21 protein-coding genes and 1 tRNA gene are annotated in these 23,487 nt (G+C 70.9%); 11 read left to right on the plus strand and 11 right to left on the minus strand.

All coding sequences use genetic code 11. The features are described 5' to 3' along the window. From ACWGI8_RS10170 to ACWGI8_RS10185, 4 genes are all read left to right on the plus strand, one after another. Positions 1 to 1,174 (plus strand): tetratricopeptide repeat protein (locus tag ACWGI8_RS10170; RefSeq protein WP_453659677.1); only part of this gene is annotated, 1,174 nt, incomplete at its 5' end. A 97-nt stretch (positions 1,175 to 1,271) separates the two neighbouring features. Continuing rightward, entirely contained in the window at positions 1,272 to 2,678 is a 1,407-nt protein-coding gene (locus ACWGI8_RS10175; RefSeq protein ID WP_453659701.1) for a protein phosphatase 2C domain-containing protein, read from the plus strand. 83 nt (positions 2,679 to 2,761) lie between these two features. Beyond that, positions 2,762 to 4,120: a vWA domain-containing protein gene (locus ACWGI8_RS10180; RefSeq protein WP_453659678.1), complete on the plus strand. Its 1,359-nt coding sequence runs from the start codon at positions 2,762 to 2,764 to the stop codon at positions 4,118 to 4,120. Between the two features lie 80 nt (positions 4,121 to 4,200). Then, positions 4,201 to 5,478 carry an FHA domain-containing protein gene (locus tag ACWGI8_RS10185; protein ID WP_453659679.1) on the plus strand — a complete coding sequence of 426 codons (1,278 nt, stop codon included), beginning with the start codon at positions 4,201 to 4,203 and terminating at the stop codon, positions 5,476 to 5,478. A gap of 67 nt (positions 5,479 to 5,545) precedes the next feature. Here ACWGI8_RS10185 and ACWGI8_RS10190 read toward each other — a convergent pair whose 3' ends face one another. Beyond that, complete coding sequence (locus ACWGI8_RS10190; RefSeq protein WP_453659680.1) at positions 5,546 to 6,574, minus strand: methyltransferase domain-containing protein; 1,029 nt, start codon at positions 6,572 to 6,574, stop codon at positions 5,546 to 5,548. 100 nt (positions 6,575 to 6,674) lie between these two features. Between ACWGI8_RS10190 and ACWGI8_RS10195 the strand changes: the two genes are divergently transcribed. From ACWGI8_RS10195 to ACWGI8_RS10210, 4 genes are all read left to right on the plus strand, one after another. Next, positions 6,675 to 7,079 (plus strand): globin, encoded by a 405-nt coding sequence (locus ACWGI8_RS10195; protein WP_453659681.1) that lies wholly within the window; start codon positions 6,675 to 6,677, stop codon positions 7,077 to 7,079. A gap of 188 nt (positions 7,080 to 7,267) precedes the next feature. Next, a complete protein-coding gene (locus ACWGI8_RS10200) occupies positions 7,268 to 7,621 on the plus strand; it encodes a hypothetical protein (RefSeq protein WP_453659682.1) in 354 nt (117 codons plus the stop codon). Then, entirely contained in the window at positions 7,618 to 8,301 is a 684-nt protein-coding gene (locus ACWGI8_RS10205) for an ABC transporter ATP-binding protein (RefSeq protein ID WP_453659683.1), read from the plus strand. The genes ACWGI8_RS10200 and ACWGI8_RS10205 overlap by 4 nt, the downstream gene beginning before the upstream one ends. Then, entirely contained in the window at positions 8,298 to 10,496 is a 2,199-nt protein-coding gene (locus ACWGI8_RS10210; protein WP_453659684.1) for a hypothetical protein, read from the plus strand. Before ACWGI8_RS10205 ends, ACWGI8_RS10210 begins: the two co-directional genes overlap by 4 nt. Before the next feature lie 134 nt (positions 10,497 to 10,630). Here the strand turns inward: ACWGI8_RS10210 and ACWGI8_RS10215 are convergent, their stop codons facing one another. The 4 genes from ACWGI8_RS10215 to ACWGI8_RS10230 all read right to left on the minus strand — a co-directional run bounded on the left by ACWGI8_RS10215 (position 10,631) and on the right by ACWGI8_RS10230 (position 13,996). Further along, complete coding sequence (locus ACWGI8_RS10215; RefSeq protein WP_453659685.1) at positions 10,631 to 11,317, minus strand: hypothetical protein; 687 nt, start codon at positions 11,315 to 11,317, stop codon at positions 10,631 to 10,633. Beyond that, on the minus strand, positions 11,314 to 11,754 hold the full coding sequence (locus tag ACWGI8_RS10220) for an acyl-CoA thioesterase (RefSeq protein ID WP_453659686.1): 441 nt from the start codon (positions 11,752 to 11,754) through the stop codon (positions 11,314 to 11,316). The genes ACWGI8_RS10215 and ACWGI8_RS10220 overlap by 4 nt, the downstream gene beginning before the upstream one ends. A 2-nt stretch (positions 11,755 to 11,756) precedes the next feature. After that, entirely contained in the window at positions 11,757 to 13,421 is a 1,665-nt protein-coding gene (gene ettA, locus ACWGI8_RS10225; RefSeq protein WP_453659687.1) for an energy-dependent translational throttle protein EttA, read from the minus strand. A gap of 251 nt (positions 13,422 to 13,672) precedes the next feature. Beyond that, positions 13,673 to 13,996: an LppU/SCO3897 family protein gene (locus tag ACWGI8_RS10230; protein WP_453659688.1), complete on the minus strand. Its 324-nt coding sequence runs from the start codon at positions 13,994 to 13,996 to the stop codon at positions 13,673 to 13,675. A gap of 63 nt (positions 13,997 to 14,059) precedes the next feature. On the opposite strand from ACWGI8_RS10230, the gene ACWGI8_RS10235 reads away from it, so the two are divergent. Beyond that, positions 14,060 to 14,248 carry a hypothetical protein gene (locus ACWGI8_RS10235; protein WP_453659689.1) on the plus strand — a complete coding sequence of 63 codons (189 nt, stop codon included), beginning with the start codon at positions 14,060 to 14,062 and terminating at the stop codon, positions 14,246 to 14,248. Between the two features lie 93 nt (positions 14,249 to 14,341). On the opposite strand, the gene ACWGI8_RS10240 is transcribed toward ACWGI8_RS10235, so the two are convergent. The 5 genes from ACWGI8_RS10240 to ACWGI8_RS10260 form a co-directional block, all read right to left on the minus strand. Then, on the minus strand, positions 14,342 to 14,980 hold the full coding sequence (locus ACWGI8_RS10240; RefSeq protein WP_453659690.1) for a hypothetical protein: 639 nt from the start codon (positions 14,978 to 14,980) through the stop codon (positions 14,342 to 14,344). A 309-nt stretch (positions 14,981 to 15,289) separates the two neighbouring features. Then, the gene (locus ACWGI8_RS10245) at positions 15,290 to 16,696 is read right to left on the minus strand and encodes a Cys-Gln thioester bond-forming surface protein (protein WP_453659691.1); all 1,407 of its coding nucleotides are present in this window, start codon (positions 16,694 to 16,696) and stop codon (positions 15,290 to 15,292) included. Between the two features lie 212 nt (positions 16,697 to 16,908). Further along, a complete protein-coding gene (locus ACWGI8_RS10250; protein ID WP_453659692.1) occupies positions 16,909 to 17,466 on the minus strand; it encodes a single-stranded DNA-binding protein in 558 nt (185 codons plus the stop codon). A 199-nt stretch (positions 17,467 to 17,665) separates the two neighbouring features. Continuing rightward, positions 17,666 to 19,738, minus strand: coding sequence for a GTPase (locus ACWGI8_RS10255; protein WP_453659693.1), 2,073 nt, complete (start codon positions 19,736 to 19,738; stop codon positions 17,666 to 17,668). Positions 19,739 to 19,742: 4 nt separating this feature from the next. Further along, positions 19,743 to 21,362, minus strand: a complete 1,620-nt coding sequence (locus ACWGI8_RS10260; RefSeq protein WP_453659694.1) for a dynamin family protein — start codon at positions 21,360 to 21,362, stop codon at positions 19,743 to 19,745. A 314-nt stretch (positions 21,363 to 21,676) separates the two neighbouring features. On the opposite strand from ACWGI8_RS10260, the gene ACWGI8_RS10265 reads away from it, so the two are divergent. Then, positions 21,677 to 21,749: transfer RNA gene (locus ACWGI8_RS10265), tRNA-Arg, on the plus strand. A 430-nt stretch (positions 21,750 to 22,179) separates the two neighbouring features. Here ACWGI8_RS10265 and ACWGI8_RS10270 read toward each other — a convergent pair. Beyond that, entirely contained in the window at positions 22,180 to 22,692 is a 513-nt protein-coding gene (locus ACWGI8_RS10270; protein ID WP_453659695.1) for a hypothetical protein, read from the minus strand. Between the two features lie 326 nt (positions 22,693 to 23,018). Here ACWGI8_RS10270 and ACWGI8_RS10275 point away from each other — a divergent pair, with 326 nt between their 5' ends. Continuing rightward, the gene (locus tag ACWGI8_RS10275) at positions 23,019 to 23,486 is read left to right on the plus strand and encodes a hypothetical protein (protein WP_453659696.1); all 468 of its coding nucleotides are present in this window, start codon (positions 23,019 to 23,021) and stop codon (positions 23,484 to 23,486) included. The last annotated feature ends 1 nt before the right edge of the window (position 23,487 follow it).

Raw genomic sequence — 23,487 nt, forward strand, 5'->3', positions numbered from 1 at the left:
CCCGGCGCGGGGCTTTGGCCGCCGCGGCGGCGCGGCGGTCCCGGCACCCGGCGTGCCGGCCACGCCCGGCACGCCCGGTGGCGGGCAACTCGCCACCGGACCAGGCGCGTATCCCCATGGCGGGGCCGGGGCGTCGGGCACCCCGGGCGCCGGAAGCCAGGGGTTCGCGTACGCGCAGACGCAGGCCGCACTCCCCGCGCCCCGCACCGAAGTGCCGGTGGCGCAGCCGCCGCTCGCCGGGGAGCCGCGTCTCGCCGCGCTCGACGCGCGGGCGACCGCGCTCGCGCTGCCCGTGCCCCGGGTCGACCCGAACGATCCGAACGCGGGCTTCCTCGCGGGACTATTGGCCGCCGCGCCCGCGGAGCTGATCGCCGCGCTGCACAGCGCCCCCGCGAGCTCCGTGGAACTGCGCCTGCGCGAACTGCGCGCGCGGCTGGAAATGGGCGAGCTCATGTCCGCGACGACCTCGCTGGCCGATCTGGAGTCCCGGCACGCCGATGACTGGCGGGTCGTCTGGTACCGCGGCATCGCCGCGCTCGCGACCGGCGACGACGAGACGGCCGCGCTGTCCTTCGACGCGATCTACGACGCCTTCCCCGGCGAGGCCGCGCCCAAGCTCGCGCTCGGCGTCTGCGCCGAGGTGCTGGGCCAGTTGGACAACGCCGCGGAGTACTACCGCCTGGTGTGGGCGACGGATCCCAGCTATGTGAGCGCCGCGTTCGGCCTGGCCCGGGTACAGCTCGCCGCCGGCGACCGCGTCGGAGCCGTCGGTACGCTGGAATCCGTGCCCGAGGCCTCGATCCACTACACGGCCGCACGCGTCGCGGCGGTCCGTGCGCGGCTGCGCCACCGCGCGGCGAACGAACCGCTGATCGACGATCTGACGGCCGCCGCCGACCAGGTCACCGCGTTGGACGGGCTCGGCCTGGACGCCGTGCGCCGCGAGCGGCTGTCCACGGAAGTCCTGGGTACGGCACTGGACTGGGTGCTGTCCGGCAGTCCCGGAGCACGACCGGCGAGCACGGCCCTGCTCGGCAGTGAACTGGACGAGCGCGGCCTGCGCTTCGGTCTTGAGCGTTCGTTCCGGGTGCTCGCCCGGCTCTCCCGGCACGGCGAGGAGCGCATCGAACTGGTGGAACGGGCCAACCGGTTCCGCCCCCGGACGTGGGTGTGATGCTGTGCTGCCCCGGGGGCCGACCCCCGGTCCCCCGGACGAAGGACCGAGGCGCGCCCAGCACGTCAAGGCGAGGTGAAAGAAAGTGACGCCACAGATGCCCCAGCAGGCTGCTTGGTCGACGTGTCCCGGCTGCGAGGAGCCGCTGGAGTCCGGCGACCTGTTCTGCGGCGCGTGCGGGTACGACCTCTCGGTCGTACCCGAGCCGCCGCAGGACCACCCCACGATCGCGATCGGCTCCCCCGCCGGCCGTTCCCATGCCGCCGGGACGGCCGACGCCGACGCCGACGCCGGGTCCGGGTCCGGCTCCGGCTCCGGCATGCCCGGGCCGGTGCACCGGCCCGGTGAGCTGCCGGGCACGGACCAGGACGGCCGCCAACTGCCCGAGCCCGCGGTCCGCTTCGACGCCCGCGCTGCGGGCGGCCCGGGCGCCACGCCGGGAGCTGCAGGCGCGACCACCTCCGGCTCCGGCGACTTCGAGCTGGCCGCGCCCGACCCTCGCGCCGCCGTACCCGCCTCACCCGCCGCACCGGCCGCACCCGCCGCACCCGCCGCGGAGCACACGCCCACGCCCCCGGCCGGCACCAAGCTCTGTGTGGCCTGCCGCGCGGGCCATGTGGACACCGACGGCTACTGCGAGAACTGCGGCCATGCCCAGCCTCGCGAGCGCGACCACATGGAGCAGGAGCTGGGCGCGGTCGCCGCGGTGAGCGACCGGGGTCTGCGCCATCATCGCAACGAGGACTCGTTCGCGGTGTCGTCGACGGCACTGCCCGACGGTTCCCCGGCCGTCATCGCGATCGTCTGCGACGGCGTGTCGTCGGCGACCCGCCCCGACGACGCCTCCGCCGCCGCCGCGAGTTCGGCCAACGAGTCGCTGCTGGAGTCACTGCCGCGCGGCACGCATCCGCAGCAGGCGATGCACGAGGCGATCCTCACGGCCGCCTCCGCGGTCAACTCGCTGGCGGCCGAGCCGGGTCAGGCCATGGAGCACGATCCGCACCGCCATCAGAATTCGCCGGCGTGCACCCTCGTGGGCGCGGTCGTGGCCGCGGGTCTGCTGGTGGTGGGCTGGGTCGGGGACAGCCGGGCCTACTGGGTGCCCGACGACCGCAGCGGCCCGCCCGCGCGGCTCACCGAGGACGACTCATGGGCGGCGCAGATGGTCGCGGCGGGTCTGATGAGCGAGGCCGAGGCCTACGCGGACGAGCGCGCCCACGCCATCACCGGCTGGCTCGGCGCCGACGCGTACGAGCTGGAGCCGCACACCGCGTCGTTCAAGCCGGACCGCCCCGGTGTGGTCGTGGTCTGCACGGACGGCCTGTGGAACTACGCGGAGGCCGCGCAGGAGATGGCGCAGGTCCTGCCGCCCGATGCGGCGGCCCGCCCGCTGCACGGGGCGCAGGTGCTGGTCGGACACGCGCTGGACGGCGGCGGCCACGACAACGTAACGGTGGCCTTGCTCCCGTTCGCCGTACCGCAGCAAGGGGCAGGATCGGCCTGAACAAGGCTTGAGCCCCCTTCGCCCGTCCGGCACCCCCTTTGTCATTTCTGTCTGTTACGTGGAGCCTCAAGGAGCCAGATCAGATGGCTAACTTCTCGAAGTCGACCGTGCCGCAGTTCTCCGTCGAGGTGTACCAGAACGAGTTCCTGCCCGAGGGCGGGCGCGAAGTGAACGCGATCGTCACGGTCACCTCCACCGGCGGCGGCACGAGCCGTGGCGTCCCGCTGTCCGTGACCTCCGCATCCCCTTCGTCCGTACCGGGGCAGCGGACGGACGCCGCCGTGGTGATCATGGTCGACTGTTCGGGCTCGATGGACTATCCGCCGACGAAGATGCGCAACGCGCGCGATGCCACCGCCGCGGCCATCGACACTCTGCGCGACGGCACGGCCTTCGCGGTGGTCGCAGGTACGCATGTGGCGGCGGAGGTCTACCCGGGCGGCGGCCGGCTCGCCACCGCCGATGCGTCGACCCGGGCACAGGCCAAGGAGTCGCTGCGCAGACTGAGCGCGGGCGGCGGCACCGCGATCGGCACCTGGCTGCGACTGGCGGACCGGCTGCTGAACTCGGCCGATGTCGCCATTCGGCACGGCATTCTGCTCACCGACGGCCGCAACGAGCACGAGACGCCGGAGGACCTACGGGCCGCCCTGGACGCGTGCGCGGGCCGGTTCACCTGTGACGCCCGTGGTGTGGGCACCGACTGGGAGGTCAAGGAGGTCACCGGCATCGCCTCGGCGCTGCTGGGCACCGCCGACATCGTCGCCGATCCGGCCGCCCTCGCCGCGGACTTCACGCGGATGATGGAGAACGCGATGGGCAAGGAGGTCGCGGATGTGGCACTGCGGCTGTGGACGCCCGTCGGCGCGGAGATCAAGTTCGTGAAGCAGGTGGCGCCGACGGTCGAGGAGCTGACCGGCCGGCGTACGGAGGCGGGCCCACGCGCCGGGGACTACCCGACCGGCTCGTGGGGCGACGAGTCCCGCGACTATCACGTCTGCGTACAGGTGCCGCACGCGGGCATCGGCCGGGAGATGCTGGCGGCCCGGGTCTCGCTGATCCTCCCCGACCCGGCGGGCAGTGCCCCGCAGACCCTGTCGCAGGGTCTGGTCCGGGCGGTGTGGACGGACGACATGGCAGCCTCCACATCGATCAACCCGCAGGTCGCGCACTACACAGGACAGGCCGAACTGGCACAAGTCATCCAACAGGGGCTGGATGCACGCAAGTCGGGAGACTTCGACGGGGCGACCGCGAAACTCGGCCGCGCCGTGCAGCTGGCGGCCGCTTCGGGGAACGAGGACACTGCGAAACTGCTTGCGAAGGTGGTGGACGTCGTCGACGCGGCGACGGGTACTGTGCGACTGAAGGCGAAGGTCGCGGAGGCGGACGAGATGACCCTCGAAACGCGCTCCACCAAGACAGTTCGCGTCAAGAAGTAAGTCGATAAGTGACGAGAAGCACCAACAAGTAATACGTGTCCGGCTCACCGGCCGGACGAAGGAGAGGGGGAAGCGCCGACATGCCCACCTGCCCGAACGGACACCAGTCGGGTTCCGACGACTGGTGCGAGGTCTGCGGCCATCGCATGGCTGGGGCGGGGGCTCCTGCGGGCGCGGTCCCGCCGCCTCCTCCTCCCCCGCCGCCGGCTCCCTCGCCGCCCATGCCGGGATACGGATACCCGGGCCCCGGTGGCCCCGACGCCACGGCCCAGGCGGAGCTGTGCCCGCAGTGCCGCACGCCGCGCGAGGCGATGGCGCCGTTCTGCGAGGAGTGCCGCTGGAACTTCCTCACGAACACGGCGACGTCGTACACGCCCGTGGCTCCGCCCGGCCGGCCCCCCGGCGGTCCTGGCGGTCCCGGCGGTCCTGGCGGTCCCGGTGGTCCCGGCAGTCAGGTGCCCGGTCTGAATCTGCCGCCCGGCTTCCAGGCCCAGCAGCAGCCGCCGCGCCCCCCGGACCCGTACGAGTACCAGGGCTCGAGGCCCTCACAGATGAACCGGCCCGCCGAGCCCTTGTCCGGCGAACCGGCGGGCCCGCGGCCCCCGCAGCCGGGGCCTCAGGCTCCTCCCGGGTTCCCGCAGCCGGGGCCTCAGGCTCCTCCCGGGTTCCCGCAGCCGGGTCCGCCCGCGCCGCCGGACTTCCCGCGCCAGCCGGGACAGCCCGAGTTCACCCAGCCCGGTCCGCCCGCGCCGCCGCAGGCATTCCACCAGTCGGGTCCGGCCGCGCCGCCCGTCCAGCCCGGATTCCCGCAGGCCGTCCCGGCTCCGCCGCAGCAGCCTCAGCCCCCGCAGCCGCAGGGCGGCGGGGACGACTGGATGCTGCCGCCGCCCTCGCAGCCACAGGCACCACAGCCGCCGGCGCCGCAGCAGCACATGCCGCAGCAGCAGACTCCTGCGGGATGGACGGCGCTCATCGCGCCCGACCGTGAGTACTTCATGGCGATGATGCAGCGCAGCGGTCCCGAGGCGACGGGGCTGAATCTGCCCGCGTACTCCCCGGAGCAGCAACTTCCGCTCTCCGGCAACCAGATCACCATCGGCCGCCGCCGGCACTCCACCGGCGAGTCGCCCGACATCGATCTGTCGGTCCCGCCGGAGGACCCGGGCGTCTCGCACCAGCACGCGGTCCTGGTCCAGCAGCCCGACGGCACCTGGGCCGTGGTCGACCAGAACTCCACGAACGGCACGACGGTCAACGGCGCCGAGGACCCGATCCAGCCCTATGTTCCCGTCCCGCTGAAGGACGGCGACCGGGTCCACGTGGGGGCCTGGACGACGATCACCATCCGCCGGGGCTGATCCGGCGGGACTGATCCGGAGCTGACCGGGAGCTGATCCGGTGAGGGTGGCCCGGCAGGGCTCACCCTCACCAGTCGGTGGGGCCGGGAGCGTCCAGGGGCCAGGCGTACGGCCCTTCGGCGTCGTCCAGCCATGCCCACTGACGGCCCCCGCTGACCGTGACACCGAAGCGCTCCCGCTCCGGCTGCTGCTCGCGCTGCCAGAGCGAGAGCGCTTCGTGCGGATCGAGGCTGCCCTCGGTCAGGCTGAGCAGGAACCGGAACAGTTCGCTCTCGACCGCCCGGCGCGGCAGCCCGCCGAGATGCGGGATGCGTGCGCGTACGGGCGCTCCGCCGCGCAACGGGACGAAGTACGCGGCGGTGTGCAGGAAATGCCCCTCCGCGTGGTCCGCGTCACGCACCCTCAGCAGGATGAGCCCGGTCGCGAGCGGGGCGAGGATCAGGGCGCCCGGGCTGCACTGCGCCGGCCAGGCCGACGGCACGGACGACAAGGTGCAGGTCGCGATGATCCGGTCGAAAGGCGCTCGGCCCGGGCAGCCGCACGCCCCGTCGCCGGTGATCACAGCGGGGTGGTACCCGGCCGCCGCGAGGTGGCTCCGCGCGGACTCGGTGATCTCCGGGTCGAGATCGACGGTCGTCACGAGCGAGTCCCCGAGCCGGTGGCACAGCAGGGCCGCGTTGTAGCCGGTGCCGGCACCGATCTCCAGAACGCTGTGCCCGTCCCGTATCTCCAGCACGTCCAGCATCCGGGCCATGAGGGACGGCTGGCTGCTGGACGAGACGAGTTCGCCGTCGCGCACCCGCGTGGCGAGCGGCCCGTCGGAGTACGCGCCCCGCAGCCAGCGCTCGCGCCGGTCGGGGGCGGTGTCGCCGGACCACAGCCGCTCGTACCCGGCGAAGGTGGACACGTAGTAGTACGGCACGAACAGATGCCGGGGCACGTCCTCGAAGGCCGCCCGCCAGGCCGGATCGTCGAGCGCACCGGTCGCGGCGATCCGCCGCACCAGCGCCCGCCGCACCTCGGCGGCGGCAGCGGCATGCGGATCGTGCGCGTCAGGCGGCTCGTGAGCCGTTTGCGCGTCCCGGTGTGCACCCATATACCCACTTTCCTGTGTGCCCGCGCGGGAGGCGAGCACTTCGGGGAAGACAGGTCCTAGGGCCCGGGTCCTCGGCCGGTCCGTCTGAGACCATGTACCGGTGAACGAGATTCCACGGGGCACACTTCAGGAGCAGACCTTCTACGAGCAGGTCGGCGGCGAGGAGACCTTCCGCCGTCTGGTGCGGCGTTTCTACGAGGGCGTCGCCGAGGACCCGCTGCTGCGTCCGATGTACCCCGAGGAGGATCTGGGCCCGGCCGAGGAGCGGCTCGTGCTCTTCCTGATGCAGTACTGGGGCGGCCCCCGCACGTACAGCGACCATCGCGGCCACCCCCGGCTGCGGATGCGGCATGCGCCGTTCACCGTCGACAAGGCCGCGCACGACGCCTGGCTGAAGCACATGAGGGCCGCGGTCGACGAGCTCGGGCTCTCGGAGGAGCACGAGCGGCAGCTCTGGAACTACCTCACATACGCGGCAGCCTCGATGGTGAACACCGCGGGCTGACCGCGCCTGCCACACCCACCCGCACTCAGGGTCACCACGCGCTCACTTCAGGACACTGCGCGGCGACTTCAGGACGTCTCAGCCTGTCGTCGTATCCGATCACCGCACGCACCCCATAAGTTCACAGCCGCAACACATCGAACGGGCATCCGCATCCGGCGGGTGCCCTCTTCCTGCGGAGGCTCGACGTGCGTCGGAGAACCATGCGTGCGGGTGCGGTGCTGATCGGTGTGACCACGGCTTTGCTGGGGACGAACCTCGCCTACGGCGACAACTTCTACGTCCACCAGGGCGACGACTTCGGCTTCATCACGTACAACCACAAGGCGGCGGGAGCCTGCGACCGGGAAGTCGACGGGTTCAACGTCTACGCGAACTTCCAGCGCACCAGCCCGAACACCGTGGTGCGCGTCGAGGAGAAGGACGGGTTCTGCAAGAGCTCCACGAACGGCACCTACCCGGTGTTCCGGATACAGGCGTGCGAGAACATCCCGGCCTTCCCGGACGCCTGCTCCGACTGGAAGCGCCACCCGGAGCGATGACCGCCCCCGTCCTGGAGGTCCAGGGTCTCACCTGCACCCTCGGCGGCCGCACACTGCTGCGCGATGCGCGACTTTCCGCCGAATCCGGCGAATCCGTCGTCATCATGGGCCCCAGTGGCAGCGGTAAGTCCACCCTGCTCTCCTGCCTCGCCGGGCTCCATCGCCCGCAGGCCGGGACCATCAGGATGTGCGGTACGGACATCGCCACGCTGCGGCCCGCGAAGGCCGCGGCGTGGCGGCTCCGCACGATCGGCTTCGTCTACCAGTTCGGCGAGTTGCTCCCGGAGTTGAGCGCTGTCGAGAACGCGGCACTCCCGCTGCTGATCTCGGGCAAGGGGCGACGGGAGTCGTACGCCGCGGCCGAGCAGCTGCTCGGCGAACTGGGCGTCGGCGAGGTCGCCGAATCGCCCGCGAGCGTGCTCTCCGGCGGCGAGCGCCAGCGGGTCGCGGTGGCCAGGGCCCTGTCCACCCGCCCGCCGCTGATCCTCGCGGACGAACCGACCGGCGCCCTCGACGAACATGCCACGGACGACGTCTGCGAGCTGCTGTTCCGGCTGCCTGCCCAGTACGGCTGCACATTGGTCGTCGTCACCCACAATCCGGTCGTCGCCTACTACGCCGATCGCCGGCTCACCCTCCGGAACGCCCAGTTGCACGAGACCACGACGGTGCAGCCATGAGGGGCACCCGGCGCGGCGCGACGGCCCAGCTGCTCGCGATCGGGCGCAGCGCGTCGTCGGGACGTCAGGACCCGCGCCACATGCTCCAGGCACTGTGCCTGGTGCTCGCCGCGATGGGTGCTGCCCTGCTGGTGTGGGGACTGCAAGCCACACACGCCGCATACGACGGGCGCGACGCACGTACATCTGCCCGGCACCCGGAGCGTGCCATAGCCAACCCGGCCGAACGTCCTACCGCACGGTGGTGGAACAGTGGCGACGCCCTGGGGGCCAAGGGCTTCTCCGTCGTGACCATCGAGCCTCTCGGAACATCCGCCCCCCTTCCGCCGGGGTTGCCGCGCTGGCCCGAGCCGGGCGAGTCGTTCGTGTCGCCCGCGCTGCTGAAGGCCATGCCGGCAGCGGCCACCCGCTACGGCAGACTCGCCGGGCCCATCACCGCGAACGGACTGGCCGAGCCAGGTGAGTTCCTCGTGTACCGTCGGCTGCCGACAGGTGCCACGGCCTCGGCCGGACCCGAGGGTTTTGCGAACATCATCGGCTACGGCACGCCTGCCCCCGAGGCGTCCGAATTCCTCAGCCAGTCCTTCGACCGGGCAGAGGGCGATCTGTACTGGTTGATGTCTCCCCTGCTCGGCCTCCCTGCGGTGGTCCTCCTCGTCGTCGCGTCCCGCCTCGGCGCCCGTCAGCGCGACCGGCGGCTGGCCGTCCTCCACGCGATCGGGGCCGGACGGTCCGTACGCGCGCGGATCGCGATGGGCGAATGTCTGCGCCCTCTCGCACTCGGCGCCGTACTCGCGGGCGTACCACTGATGATCACGACACTGACCGGCGCAAGGCTGCCCGTGACCGGCTTCGAGATCTCCGCACACGATCTTGCGCCACTCCGGTGGCAGTTCCCCCTGGGGCTGGTACTCGCATGGGCGATGCTGTGCCTCGTCTTCGCGGCACTGCATCTGCGGGCGCGCCCCGCCGAGGGCAACCGGCCGCGTCCCGTGCGGGACCAGCCGCCCGCATGGCCGGCGTACATGTGCGGCATCGGCACGCTGCTCGCTCTGTGGGGTGCGATGATCGGGCATCTGCTGGGCGTGCGGATCTTCACGTTCGGCATGATCCTGGCACTGTCGGGTCTGCCGCCTCTGCTCGGGCGGGCCGCGGCCGGGATCGCCGTCCGGCTGACCGCGCGGGACCGCGGGGACGCGTCGAGGCTGATCGGGGGCCGCTGGGCGGCCGCCCATCCAGGGGTGATCGCACGGTCGTGCGCGGCTCTCGCCGTACTCATGGGACTACTCGCCCAAGTGCAAGTCATGATCACGGAGTTGACCACCGAGGCCCAGCACGCCACTGTGCTCGCCGAGCGGCTGGACGGACGGCTGCTTCAGGTCAGCAGCGCGCCCGTGGACAAGGAGGCGAGCGCCCGCTTCCGTTCGGCGCTCGCTCCTGGAGACCGTGTGCTGCGGGTCGCCTCCGACACCAGCGGTGCGCCTCCAGTACTTCGGGGGACCTGTGGTGATCTGGCCGCACTCTCCCCGTTGTGGTCATGCCCACTGGACGCGGCCGTACCGGCCGAGCGGGTGTTCCGGGAACGTACGCCGCGTACCGAGGCGCTGCGCTGGATGAGCTTCGGCAGCGTCACCGTCCAGGCACTGTCCTCCTCGGCACAACTGTCGGGAGGAGACGGCAGCTTCGTGGTGCTCACCTCTGGGCCGGACGGCCCGGAACGGGTGGAGCGCGCCGCGTACGCAACCCTCACGCTCCCTTCCGTCGACGTTCCCGGTGACACGTATGTCATCGGCGCCGCCGCCCGCGCCCGTATCGCCGACTGGGTCGTCCTCATCGCCGCGCCGGGCTTCGCGCTGCTCGTGCTCACCGGCGCCGCGGGGCTGCTCCACTCGTACCTCGACCGGGCCGACGAGCTGCGTCCGCTGGCCGGCTACACCTCGGGAGTGCGGTTCCATCTGCGGACCGCGTGGTGGGGCATGGGGGTGCCGACGGCCTGCGCGCTGGTGCTGGCCACGCTGTTCGCCGGGCTGCTCGGGGGCATCAATCTCGCGTTCCTGTCCCCGTCGGGCGACTCCCCGCTCCCGCTGCTCATCGGCGGACTGGGGCTGGCGGTGACGTTGTGCGCCGGGGCCACCGTGGCCGGTGGTCTGCTGTCGAGCCGTTTCACCCACCGGTGGGTGCCGCGCGGGGACTGACCGGCTGCCCGAGCCTGCCGGTCACCCACTCGTGAAACGCTCCGATGTCACGTCCGCGCCGGACGCGACGGCCTCGGGCGCGTACAGCCAGTCGCACACGACGACCGTCCGGTCAGGCACGGTGACCGTCGCGGTCAGGCGCGGGTAACGGGCTGCGCGGGGGTGACGGTCAGCCCGCCGAGCCCGGCCTTGCGTACGGCGATCGAACCGAAGGGCGTACGCAGCCGGAGCCAGCCGCCCGCGGCGAACAGTGCCGCGCCGGGAGCGTCCTGTGGCGTCGGGCGCAGAAAGCCCAGGGACTGGGCGGCGTGCACGGCCCGCAGCGGCAGGTCGGTATCGCCCAGCGTGCGGGACCAGATCTCGCGGCCGATCCGGTCGCGCTCGGCGCGGGTGCGCCGCTCCTCGGGCAACGCCTCGTCCCGGGAACGGAATTCGGCGACCGCTGCGGCCACCGCACCCCGCATCTGCCCGACGCCGGGCAGTCCCGGCAGCTCCCGCCAGCCGCCGCGAGGGGGCAGCATGCCCGCCCACGGCGGTCCGGTGACGGCGGCGGGCACGGCCAGCGCCGAGCCCTCGACGGATTCCAGCAGCTCGCCCGCGGAAACGGTGGCATCCAGCTCGACGGGCTCCGCGAGCCTGGCCGTACGGATCGCGAGGACCTCGAACGACGGCGGCCGGCCGAACACGGCGAGCGCGCCCCCGCCCGCCTGCAGCCGGACCGCGGCGGCCCGGTCGTAGTGGATCAGCCGGCCGAGGAAGGCGGCGAGATCCGCCGCCTCCCTCGCGTCGGCCAACCGCAGGGTCTGCACAGGCGCTGTCATGCCGCGAGCGCGTCCTTCGCACCCTCGTCCAGGTACTCCCGGAGGAAGGATTTCTCTTCCGCGCTGATGCGGCGCGGGCGCGCCTCCGCCAGGTCATAGGGCACGACGACGGTCGAGGCCCGGACATACACCTGAGCCGGGCCCTCGGCGTCCTTCACCTCGTACGCGATCGTCAGCGACGCCGCGCCGATCTTCGTCACCCATGACTCGACGATCACCGGCTCGTGCCGGTGCACCAGCGGACGTACGTAGTCGATCTCGTGGCGGGCCACGACGGACCCTCCGGAGAACGACGGAGAACCGTCCCCCGGCGCCAGCCGGAACATGAAGTCGATGCGGGCCTCTTCCAGATAGCGGAGGAAGACCACGTTGTTGACGTGCCCGAAGGCATCCATGTCCGACCAGCGCAGCGGGCAGCGGTAGATATGACGTGCCAAGATCAGCCCCGGGTCAGCTTCTTGTACGTGGCACGGTGCGGACGGGCCGCGTCCGCGCCGAGCCGCTCCACCTTGTTCTTCTCGTACGACTCGAAGTTGCCCTCGAACCAGAACCACTTGGAGTTGCCCTCGTACGCCAGGATGTGCGTGGCGACCCGGTCCAGGAACCAGCGGTCGTGGGAGACGACCACGGCGCAGCCGGGGAACTCGAGCAGCGCGTTCTCCAGGGAGGACAGCGTCTCGACGTCGAGGTCGTTGGTCGGCTCGTCGAGGAGCAGCAGGTTGCCGCCCTGCTTGAGGGTGAGCGCCAGGTTGAGGCGGTTGCGCTCACCACCGGAGAGGACCCCGGCGGGCTTCTGCTGGTCCGGCCCCTTGAAGCCGAACGCAGACACATAGGCGCGCGACGGCATCTCGACCTGGCCGACGTTGATGTAGTCCAGCTCGTCGGAGACGACGGCCCACAGCGTCTTCTTCGGGTCGATGTTCTCGCGGCTCTGGTCGACGTACGAGATCCTGACGGTGTCGCCGACCTTGATCTTGCCGGAGTCGGGCTCCTCGATGCCCTGGAGCATCTTGAACAGCGTGGTCTTGCCGGCGCCGTTCGGACCGATGATTCCGACGATGCCGTTGCGCGGCAGGGTGAAGGAGAGGTCGTCGATGAGGACCTTCTCGCCGAAGGCCTTGTTCAGGTTCTCGACCTCGACGACGACGCTGCCCAGACGCGGGCCCGGCGGGATCTGGATCTCCTCGAAGTCCAGCTTCCGCATCTTGTCGGCCTCGGCCGCCATCTCCTCGTAGCGGGCCAGACGGGCCTTGGACTTGGCCTGGCGCCCCTTGGCGTTGGAGCGGACCCACTCCAGCTCTTCCTTGAGCCGCTTCTGGCGCTTGGCGTCCTTCTGGCCCTCGACCTTCAGACGCGAGGCCTTGTTCTCCAGGTAGGTGGAGTAGTTGCCCTCGTACGGGTGGGCGCGGCCGCGGTCGAGCTCCAGGATCCACTGGGCGACGTTGTCGAGGAAGTACCGGTCGTGGGTGACGGCGACGACGGTGCCGGGGTACTTGGCGAGGTGCTGCTCCAGCCACTGCACCGACTCGGCGTCCAGGTGGTTGGTGGGCTCGTCGAGGAGGAGCAGGTCGGGCGCCTCCAGCAGCAGCTTGCAGAGCGCTACGCGGCGCCGCTCACCACCGGAGAGGTTGGTGACCGCCCAGTCACCGGGCGGGCAGCCCAGCGCGTCCATGGCCTGCTCGAGCTGGGTGTCCAGGTCCCACGCGTTGGCGTGGTCGAGGTCCTCCTGGAGCTTGCCCATCTCCTCCATCAGCGCGTCGGAGTAGTCGGTCGCCATCAGCTCGGCGACCTCGTTGAAGCGGTGGAGCTTGCCCATGATCTCGGCAGCGCCGTCCTGGACGTTCTGCAGGACGGTCTTGGTCTCGTCGAGCGGCGGCTCCTGGAGGAGCATGCCGACGGTGTAGCCGGGCGAGAGGAAGGCGTCGCCGTTGGAGGGCTGCTCCAGACCAGCCATGATCTTCAGCACAGTGGACTTACCGGCGCCGTTCGGGCCGACCACACCGATCTTCGCACCGGGCAGGAAGCTCAGCGTGACGTCGTCAAGGATCACCTTGTCGCCGTGCGCCTTGCGCGTCTTGCGCATGGTGTAGATGTACTCAGCCAAGAGAAACCGTCCGGCAATCAGTGAGTGGGCAGATACACCCCATCTTGCCTGACCGCCACCCCTGGGAGCGAACCAGTAGGTCCGGGGGCCCGTGACCTGCCCGTTCGCGGATCACTCTCGTAGTTGATCTGTCACTGGTTGTCGCCGCCGGTCGCCGTTGGGCAACCCCGCACCGCCCAGACGCACACCGCAGGGCCCGACCCGACCGAGAAGCCCCGGGCAGCTCCGGCCCGGGGCGTTCGCGTCCTCGGCTACTTCTTCTTGAGCTCGTCGAGGCAGAGCACGAACTGCTTGCCCGAGCTGCGCCGCCCACCGCGGGTCTGCTCGAGGTAGCCGACGTCCGACTTGCCCTCGCACTTGGCGGTGTCCAGCGTGTCGGGGATCACCTCGACCACCTTGTACGTGGCCTCGGTGCCACCACAATCCACCACCTCCAGGTCAGGAGACACCGTGGACCCGGAGTTCTTGAGGCAGTCCCCGGCCTCCGCGTGGTCGGCATCGTCCTGGCTCGCGAAGTAGCCCACCACGCAGACGATGAGGACGACTACGACGCCGATGCCCTTGAGGATCTTCATGATGCCTATGCCCCCGCTCCGGGACGGCGGCGCCGGCTGCGGCGGTGCAGTCCACTGCTGCTGTTGAGGCGGCGGCTGCATCTGCATGTGCTGCTGGGGCGGGTACGGCTGTTGCTGCTGCTGCTGCTGCTGCGGGTAGCCGTACCCCGGCTGGGGCGGGTATCCCTGCGGCGGCTGCTGTGCGTACGGGCCAGGCTGACCGTACGGGCCAGGGCCTTGCTGCGGCGGAAAGGTCACGTGAGTCCCCCGTGAGCGCGTGTGTGCGTCTTTTGACGTGAGCACGCTATAGCAACCAATCACCACGCCCTAAATGCGGGAGCATTGCGGCAGCGAGCGCCCAACTCCTCAGCGACGCTTCCCGATGAAGTAGGCGAGGCCCCAGGCCGCTCCGGCGGCGACCGCGAGACCGAGCAGGGAGAGCCACTCGGTGTCGCTCTGACTGCCCCACCAGGCCTTGGCCGGAATGAAGGGGTCGGCCTCCATCATGTCCCCGATGGCGGGGACCCCTTGGCTGTCGGCGATGACGAGCGGAATGGAGTTGGTGTAGCCGAAGAAGACACCGAGCGGGGCGATGACGGCCCCGCTGATCTGGGCGCCGGTGCTGCGGCGGCCCACCATGCCGATCAACGCGCCCACCGCCGCTCCGTTGAGGAGGCCGTGGAGCACGTAGAGGGTCTGCGCCGTATCGGCCGACTGTTGCTTGTAGGTGGCCACCGTGATGCCGCTGTAGATCACCGAGACGACGACCGAGGCGAGGAACCCGAGGAAGAAGGCGCCGACGGGGTGGCCGCGCCTCGGCTGCTGCCCGAAGGGCGCGGGGTACGCGGGGTACGGCTGGCCGGGCTGCATCTGCGGCTGCTGCTGCCAGGGCTGCATCGGCGGTTGCGCGGGGGGCATCGGTGGTTGCGCGGAGGGCATCGGCGGTTGGCCGGGCTGCTGGTTGTACGGGTTGTGCTGCGGCGACTGGAACTGAGGCTGGCTCATTGATCCCCCGTTGAGCAAAGAAGGCAGGGGGAGCAAAGCTATCAACGAGGGATCGGCCCTCTTCACACATGGGGCTGACGGGGCAGGCCAGTTGAGGCCCGGTGGTGTGGGATCCGGCGGAACGCCAGACACCCCCGCCCCTCGTCAGCACACTGTGTGCACGGTCGAACACCCGGAGAAAGTGCCGGACTGCCCAGTCATCAACGCCGGTCGGCCTCGCATCTCGATGTGACGCCGACGGCCCCGGCACCGGCAAGCGGTCCCGGGGCCGTCGGCTGCGCACTGTCACCAGCGCTCACCGTTCGCCGCTCACTCGTCGGTGGAGGGTGCCTTCTTCTTGCGTACGAAGAGGACGGCGGCGCCGCCGACCAGGACGAGAGCGATCGCGATGCCCGCGATCACCGGGGTGGCGTTGGAGGCACCGGTCGCGGCGAGGTTCTCGGCGACGCCTGCCGAGGTGCCGCCGGCCGAAGCCGGGCTGGGCTGCGAGGACGGCTCCTCGATGATCGGGCCCGCGCTGCCGGTGGTCTTGCAGTCCAGCACACCCTTGAAGTTCTTCGAGAACCCGCCGGGCCCGGTGATCGTGAAGTCGTACGCCTGGTCCTCGGGGACCGGGATGGTGACGGTCCGGGACTCACCAGCGGCTATGGAGTGCTTGAAGCCCATCAGCTCGAAGGTGAACGTCTCGTCGCCCTTGTTCGTGGCGGTGATGTCGATGCCGCCCTTGGCGCAGTTCTTCTCCGCGGAGAGCGCCGGGATCGGGCCGCTCTTGGCCCAGGTGGCGGACGCGGTCGCGGAGACCGTGGACTGGCTGGACCCGGCGAGGATCTGGGTCTGGCTCTTGGTCACCCCGGCGAACGCCCGGCCGACCGGCACGGAGGTGGTCGCCTGCACGCCGAGCCCGGCCGAACCGTCGGGAGTCCCGGAGGGTACGTCGAAGTACAGCCGGCTGCCGTTGACCGCGGTCGTGACGGGCTTGCCCGCCTGGTCCGTCACCTTGACCCCGCTGGCGGCGGAGTCGGCGGGCGGGGTCACCGTCACACGGTCGGCGTCGGTACGGACCGTGACCGGCCCCAGCCGGCCACCGGCCTTCCCGGAGACGGCGTTCGGTTCCAGGCTCAGCGAGGCACGGGGCTCCTCGACATTCTGTGCCTTCTTCTCCAGCCAGTCGGCGAGCTTCTCGGCCGCCGGGTCGAGCGCCTCGACCTCGGCGCCGTCCGAGTAGCGCCAGATCGCCACCTGAGTGCCGGCCGCGGCGGTCCGCTCGCTGAGCGGCCCGGTACCGGCCCGCTCGGCGAGCCCCATGAGGTCGTCGACCTGGGGGTAGGAGTGCTGCAGAATCCAGCGGATCCTGCCCGCGTCCTTGTTGGCGCCGAGCGAGGTCTGGTCCCAGGGGGTCTCCAGGTACTTGGCCTGCTCCTGGGTGGGGTTGTGGATGTCGATGCAGTACGTCTTGAGCTTGCCGCCGCCGTCGACGGTCATCTCGAACAGACCGGCGGGCAGTTCGTGCTCCTGGCCACCGTCGCGCAGGACGGCGCGGTCGAAGGTGGTCAGGCCGTCGAGGGTGGCGGACGCGCCGCCCTGGTGCTGGGGGGTCTCGTCGGCGACCGCCGGCCCCGCGGTGGCTATGGCGCCCGCCGCGAACAAGCCCGACGCCAGAGCCGCCACGGCAAGCCGGGCGGCTCCACGCCCACGTACAGAGAACGCAGAAAACACAGAATTCCCCTCCGGGCGAGGCGGTTTCGCGTGGGATGCGTGGGGGGAGTGCCTCGCCTGCAAACTCAAGTGCCCCGTGAGTACTGGGGAATCCTAGGGACGCGGTGCGACACGATCCCCCGTCATGCCGTCAGATAACCATTCCGAATCAGAATCGTTATCGCGGCTCACGCGTCCCCCGTTCAGTATCGACAAATCTCCACAACCGCAGGTCAGGGGACGGCGGTGGGGACCACCTCCGCGGGGGGTACGGAGGCGCGGTCGTCCGGGCCCGGCGGGTCGGGCGAGCCGGTGGCCGGGTCGCTCGGCGCAGCCCGCCCGGACGCTTCGGCCGCGTCAGGCACGCCAGGTACGCCGGGTACGCCGGGTACGCCGGGCCAATCCGGCGCACGGTCCGTCAGATGTACGTCTCCCCTCGTCGCTCGCCGGAACGCGGACGTGCCACGGGTCATGTCGTGCCCGACGGCCACCGCGTCGATGTCGACGGACGTCCTGCGCTGTCCTTCCCGCTCCTCCTGCCGCACCTTCAAGCGGCCGTGCACCACGAGTGGTTCACCGACGGCGACCGACGCCGCGAGATTCAAGCCCAGCGTCCGCCACGCCCACACCGTGTAGAAGCTGGTGGGCCCATCCGCCCACAACTCCCGCTGCCGGTCCCAGCGGCGCGAGGTCACGGCGAACCGGAACCGCGCCCATCCCCCGGTCGCCGATTCCCGGTATTCCACGGCGGTCGCGACATTGCCCACCAGCGTCACCAAGGTCTCGTTCATGACTGATCCCCTCCCGCTTCCCGCTTTCCACACTCCGGCCGTTGCTCCGACCGATCTCATGCTGGGCCTGCGGGCCGATTTCCGTCGCCGCCTGTGGAAGCACGTGCGCGTGTGGAAAACCCCGCCACCCTCGCGGGTGACGGGGCACTCCCGGAGGCGTCCAGGAGGGATACACGGGCTGTGTCCGGACGTCTCGGCGTCAGCGTCTGTAAGACACCGTCGCGTACTGTTCCCGCACTTCGCGGTAGCGCAGCAGCTCCGCCGCCATCGGGTCGAGCACCATCGCCCGCCCGCAGCCCGCGGCCGCCTCCCGCAGGCGCCGTTCCGCATCCTGCCCGTACCGCCTGGCGGGCCCCTTCGCGGCGGTCGCGCACCCCCACTCCACCAGCGGGCCACCGATGATCCCGCCGAGCATCATCAGCGCCGGCGGTACCAGCCCGGGCTCCAGCACCCCGATGATCTGGCCGACCAGCCACAGCCCCCCGTAGATCTGCAGCAGCGTCATGGCGGCCTGCGCCAGCACCGCCACCGGCCACCACGTGGGCCGCGGTGGACGGCTGCTCGGCGTACCCAGCCTGACGGCGAGCTCGTCGAGCGCCTCGGGCAGCCCCTCCGCCCCCCGCACCGCCGCCTCGCGCACAGCCTGCGCCCAGGGAGTGGGCAGCCCGTGGGCCGCGTCGTCCGCGACCGCACGTACCGCCTGCTCGACCCGCTGCCGCGCCGTGAGCTCCTCCTCCACCGGCTCCGGAGGCTGCGGCACCCCGCCACCGGGCAACCGGACGCGCTCGTACCAGCGCCACAGCCGCAGCCAGGGCGTTCCGCAGGCGCGGCCCGCGTTCCTGCGCCACTGGCGTTCGGCCTCCTCGCCGACCGCGGTCGCCCCGACCGCGCCCGCCAGCCGGGCCGAGAAGTCCTCGCGGGCCCGCTCGCCGAGCCCGGACCTGCCGTCGGCGACGTACACGGAGCGCAGCCGTGTGGCGGCCGCGTCGACGTCGGCGGAGATGCGCCGGGCGGCGGCCGTCCTGTCCTGGACGAACCGCCCGAGCAGCTCGCGCAGCTCGCCGACGCCCTCCCCGGTGAGCGCCGACAGCGCGAGGACGGTCGCGCCGGGGTCGCCGTGCTCGCCGAGAGCCATGCCGTCCTCGTCGAGGAGCCGGCGCAGATCGTCGAGCACCTGGTCGGCGGCTTCGCCGGGCAGCCGGTCGATCTGGTTGAGGACGACGAAGGTGACCTCGGAGTGCCCGGCGAGCGGGCGCAGATAGCGCTCGTGGAGGGCGGCGTCCGCGTACTTCTCGGGATCGACGACCCAGATGACCGCATCGACGAGCGCCAGGACCCGGTCCACCTGGTCCCGGTGCACGGTCATCGCCGAGTCGTGGTCGGGCAGATCCACCAGGACGAGGCCCTGCAGCGCTTCGTCACCGCTGCCGCCCGCGAGGGGTCTGCGGCGCAGCCGCGGCGGGATGGCCAGCCGGTCGAGCAGCCCGGCGGCCCCCTCGGACCAGCTGAGGGAGATCGGCGCAGAGGTGGTGGGACGGCGCAGCCCGGTCTCCGAAATCGGTACACCGGCCAGGGCGTTGAAGAGCGTCGACTTGCCGCTGCCGGTGGCGCCCGCGATGGCGACGACGGTGTGCCGGTGCGACAGCTGCTGACGTGCCGCCGCCTCGTCGAGCACCCGGCCCGCCTCGGCGAGCGTCTTCCCGTCGAGGCGGGTACGGGACAGGCCGACGAGCTCGCGCAGCGCGTCGAGGCGGTTGCGCAGCGGGGCGGCGTAGGGGCCTCCGATGGGGACGTGCGGATCGGCGCCGACGAGCGAGGCATCGTCCGCGGTGAGGTCCGAGGGGTCAAAGGCGCGGCGGGCGATGAGGCCGTCGTCCCAGTGGCCGTCGGCGGGGGCACCGCCGCCCTCGCCGCCTCCTTCGCGGCCCCGGTCCTCGCCCCCGGATGCGGCCGAGGACGCGGAGCCGGAGGCCGGGCCGGATGCGGCTACGGACGCGACCGAGCGCTGTGCCGCGGACTCACCCCCGGCCTCGACGGCGGACTCAGCTGCGGACTCGGCTGCGGACTTGCCCACGGACTCCTCGCCGGAGGTACGAGCTTCAGCGGACGACTGTCCGTCGGCGGCTCCGCTCTCCGTCCCCGCGGCCGCCTCGCCGGTCCCCCGGGGATTCCCCCCGCCGCCCTCCCCGGGACCCCCCTCACCCCGCTCCTCGCGTGCCTCCCCCGGACCGGTCTCCGGCCGGCCCTCGGTCTCCCCAGTGACAGCAGTCACCCGGTCACCTCTCCTTCTGCAGTACGGACAGCGCGGCGATCAGCTCGGCCTGCGGTTCCGGGCACAGTTCAAGAGCGTCGAGCGGTGCGAGCCGCCGGTCGCGCTCCTCGTTCAGCACGCGTTCGACGTACGACGCCACCAGCTCACCGCCCTTGTCGCGCAACCGCAGTGCGACCTGTGCCCCGATCCGCTCGGCGAGCCGCTCCCCCGCGATCCGGGCCCGCCGCCCGCCGAGCAGGGCGGTGGCGAGCAGCGCGGCGACGGTCTCGGGGTCGGATGCGGAGGAACGTTGTTCCAGTCCGCGTACCTCTTCCTCGGCGAGTTCCTCCAGGACGCGCCGCCAGCGCCGTACAGCCATCCCGATGTGCTCGGACGCCTCCCGGTCGAGCCGCGCGTACTCCGCTTCGACGCCCTTCGCGGCCGGTTCGCGCCGCCATGCCTCCAGGAGCCGCTCGTCGGCGGCGGCCACGGCGCACTGCAGCAGTGAGATGAGGCTGTCGGCGAGCGCGTCGAGGAGCTCGACGGCCGAGCTGTCGCGCGGATAGCCGCGCCAACGGGTGCGCGCGTCCCCGGCGAGCACCGCGCCACGCTTCAACTGCCCCCGCACCCGCTCCGCCTGCTGCGCGTACGCCGCCTCGACGGCGCCGGCGAGGCGTACGGCGGCGGCGTGCTGCGCGGCGACGGCGCCCGCCAGCTCCGGCATACGGGCGTTCAGCGAGTCGATGACGCCGGCGGCGGTACGGACGACGGTCTGTTGCCGCGCGGCGGGGTCCAGCGCCCGGTGGGCCAGCCAGTCGCGGAGCGCCGCGACGGCGCTGTCCGGCAGCAGGCCACGGCCGGCGCCGGCGGACTCGGGCAGCTCCGGGATCGTGAACCGCGGTACGTCCCCGAGCCCGGCCTTGGTCAGCAGCGCCGCGTACTGCCGGGACACCTCCGCGACCACCTGGTGCGGCACCCGGTCGAGCACGGTGACGAGCATGGCGTCGTACTCCTTGGCCGTACGCAGCAGATGCCAGGGGACGGCGTCCGCGTACCGGGAGGCGGTGGTCACCAGGACCCACACGTCCGCGGCGCAGATCAGCTCGGCGGCCATGACCCGGTTCTCGACGACGAGCGAATCGATGTCGGGCGCGTCGAGCAGGGCGAGTCCTGGCGGCAGGGACGCGGCGGTCTCGATCCGCAGCGCACTGTCCTTGGCCGGTCCCTTGGCCGGCCCCCGCCCGGCGACGCCCGTCGTCCTGGTCTCCTCCTGCTGCGGCAACGAGACGCGGGTGAAGTGGGGCAGCACGCGCAGGTCCGCGAACCAGTGGTGATCGTCCGGGTGGCATACGAGCACGGGCGTACGCGTCGTGGGCCGCAGCACCCCGGCCTCCGTCACCCGCCGTCCCACAAGGGAGTTGACCAGCGTGGACTTCCCTGCCCCGGTGGACCCGCCGACCACCACGAGCAGCGGTGCTTCGGGGTCCTTCAGCCGGGGCACCAGATAGTCGTCGAGCTGCGCGAGCAGCTCGGCTCTCGTCTGCCGCGCCCTCGGAGCGCCTGGAAGGGGGAGTGGAAGGCGCACGGCAGCGACCCGGTCGCGCAGGGCGGAGAGTGCGTCGATCAGCTGAGGCCGTACTTCCATGGTCACCACATGCGAAGAATGCCCAATTTTGGAGCCTTTTTGAAGCGTATGGACATCCCTGCGTGCCGATCATTCACACGGAACAGACGGGACGAGTGGGGCGCAGGCATAACGAGTGCACAACACCCGAGCCGTGAGACGAAAAAAGCGCTGCGAGAATCGCACCTGCCTGCGATTATCGGTTCGCTTCACCGAACCTCCACATCGTGCCACGCAGGTGAAGCAACCGGGTCAAGGCGATCGGAGCCCTATCCTTGTCCCGGCAAGGTCACGGCCGACCCACCAGGGGCTCCAGGCCACCGAGGCCACATCCGGCCCCCGTAGCTCAGTGGATAGAGCAGGCGCCTTCTAAGCGCTTGGCCGCAGGTTCGAGTCCTGCCGGGGGCGCACAGTCCGTGCGATCGATCGGCCCTCCGCCCAGGAGGGCCTTTTTGCTGGCCAGAGGGACTGTAGCGGGGCGGGCGTAGCGGACGCGTAAGCGCCGGACCGCCCCCGAGGTCGACTGGGAGCGGTCCGGCGGCGTCCGGCTGTCAATGTGTTTCTGCGGGTGGCTGCGGAGAATACGCGGTGAAGTTTCGAGCCCTCCAGCTCTCCTCTGCCCAGGTCGGGCAGGTCTGCGTCGCTGGCCTCGATGGGCGCCGCCCCGAGGCTGACCAGAGTCGCGGCGAGCAGCACCGGCACGCGGGGGCCAGCCCGCTCCGAGAACGGGCTGTAGCCACGTTGACGGCAGGCAGGAGCCAGCCCGATCGCAAGGGGCCATGGTTCGTCCCATGACAGTTCCCCCAAAGCCGCTACGGCGACCTCAGCCGTAGAGCTGCTAGAGGGAGGCCAGCACAGTGCTGGCTCCAGCAACAAAGCTGGCCATGGCCTCCTCAAGTTTCTCCGCCTCCCTGGACTGTGCCGACCAGAGGTCTTCTTCTGATGCCAGCACTCGCTCCATGAGGATTTGCTCTTGCTTGTACCAAAGGGATTCAAACGCGTCGGTCATTCCAGCTGCGAGCCTCTGCAATTTCGGGTCTGCAACGAGCGTGAGGTGGGTCCTGTGCGTGAAGAGCGCTCTTACTGCGACGTCCAGCTCGTGCTCTGCTGCGGCTTTCAGTTCGTCCGACTGAGACACGGCTGCCTTTCCAACTGCACCAAGCTCTAGCCGTGCTCTGCTGATCGCCTCAAGACATTGAGCACAGACATCGCGCAGCAACTGTTCACGTCGAGTAGACCGCTGCTCACGGGCCTGATGAGCCAGTTGTGTCCTCATCACCAGCCACGTGATGCTCCCCGTGAGCATGCTTGCCGCCAGTGCGGACCCAGCAGAGATCAACGCGACTGTCATCCCACCCGGCATACGTCCCCCTCCTGGGCTTGCCTCTCCCGTGCCCGATCCGGCGGGGATCCACGGGAAGCACCGAGGCGTCACGTCACGCGGTCTGGCAGACGCAGGACCCCTGACCAACTACCCAGGCAAGGGGCGATTCCCACCGGTGGCTGCGCGGTGGGATTGACTACGAGGGGGATGCGTAAGCGCCAGACCGCCCCACGAATCGACTGCGAGCGGTCTGGCACGGCCAGGCTGTCACGGAGTTAGACGTCATCTCATTTGGTGGGTCTGTGCGACGATTCGTCGGCCAGTAGGAAGCCACGAGTGGGGGGCGAAGGCCGATGAAGTACATCAATCTCGATGCGCAGGTCGGCGACCTGTCAGGGGTCTTGGACCCGAGTCGCTACCTGGAGCATCTGCCCTCGATCTCCAGTGATCTGCCGCCGGGCGCCCTGGCTTTCGCCACTGACACGGACCACTACGACTTCCGCAGCAGGCGATGCGTGAAGGATCTGACGCTCCGGGCCGTCCGGGGTACCAGCGGCGAGGAGATGGAGGTCGAGTTCCAGCACAACTGCTGGAAGCATGACCGAGACCTGGTCGTACGCTACGCAGGGGTATCCAGCTTCATCATCGTTCCCGCCGACGAGGACCGAGAAACGGACCTCGGAACTGTGATTCTCGACGAGATCATGCCCCACAGGCACGGCTGCAGCCACGAGATCGCCTGCTGGGACGGCACACTCACCATTGTCTGCCGTGACCTCCAGGCGACCTGGACCGAGACCATCTGCTCAAGCAAGTCGTAGG

The sequence above is a fragment of the Streptomyces sp. NPDC054841 genome (assembly GCF_053611045.1).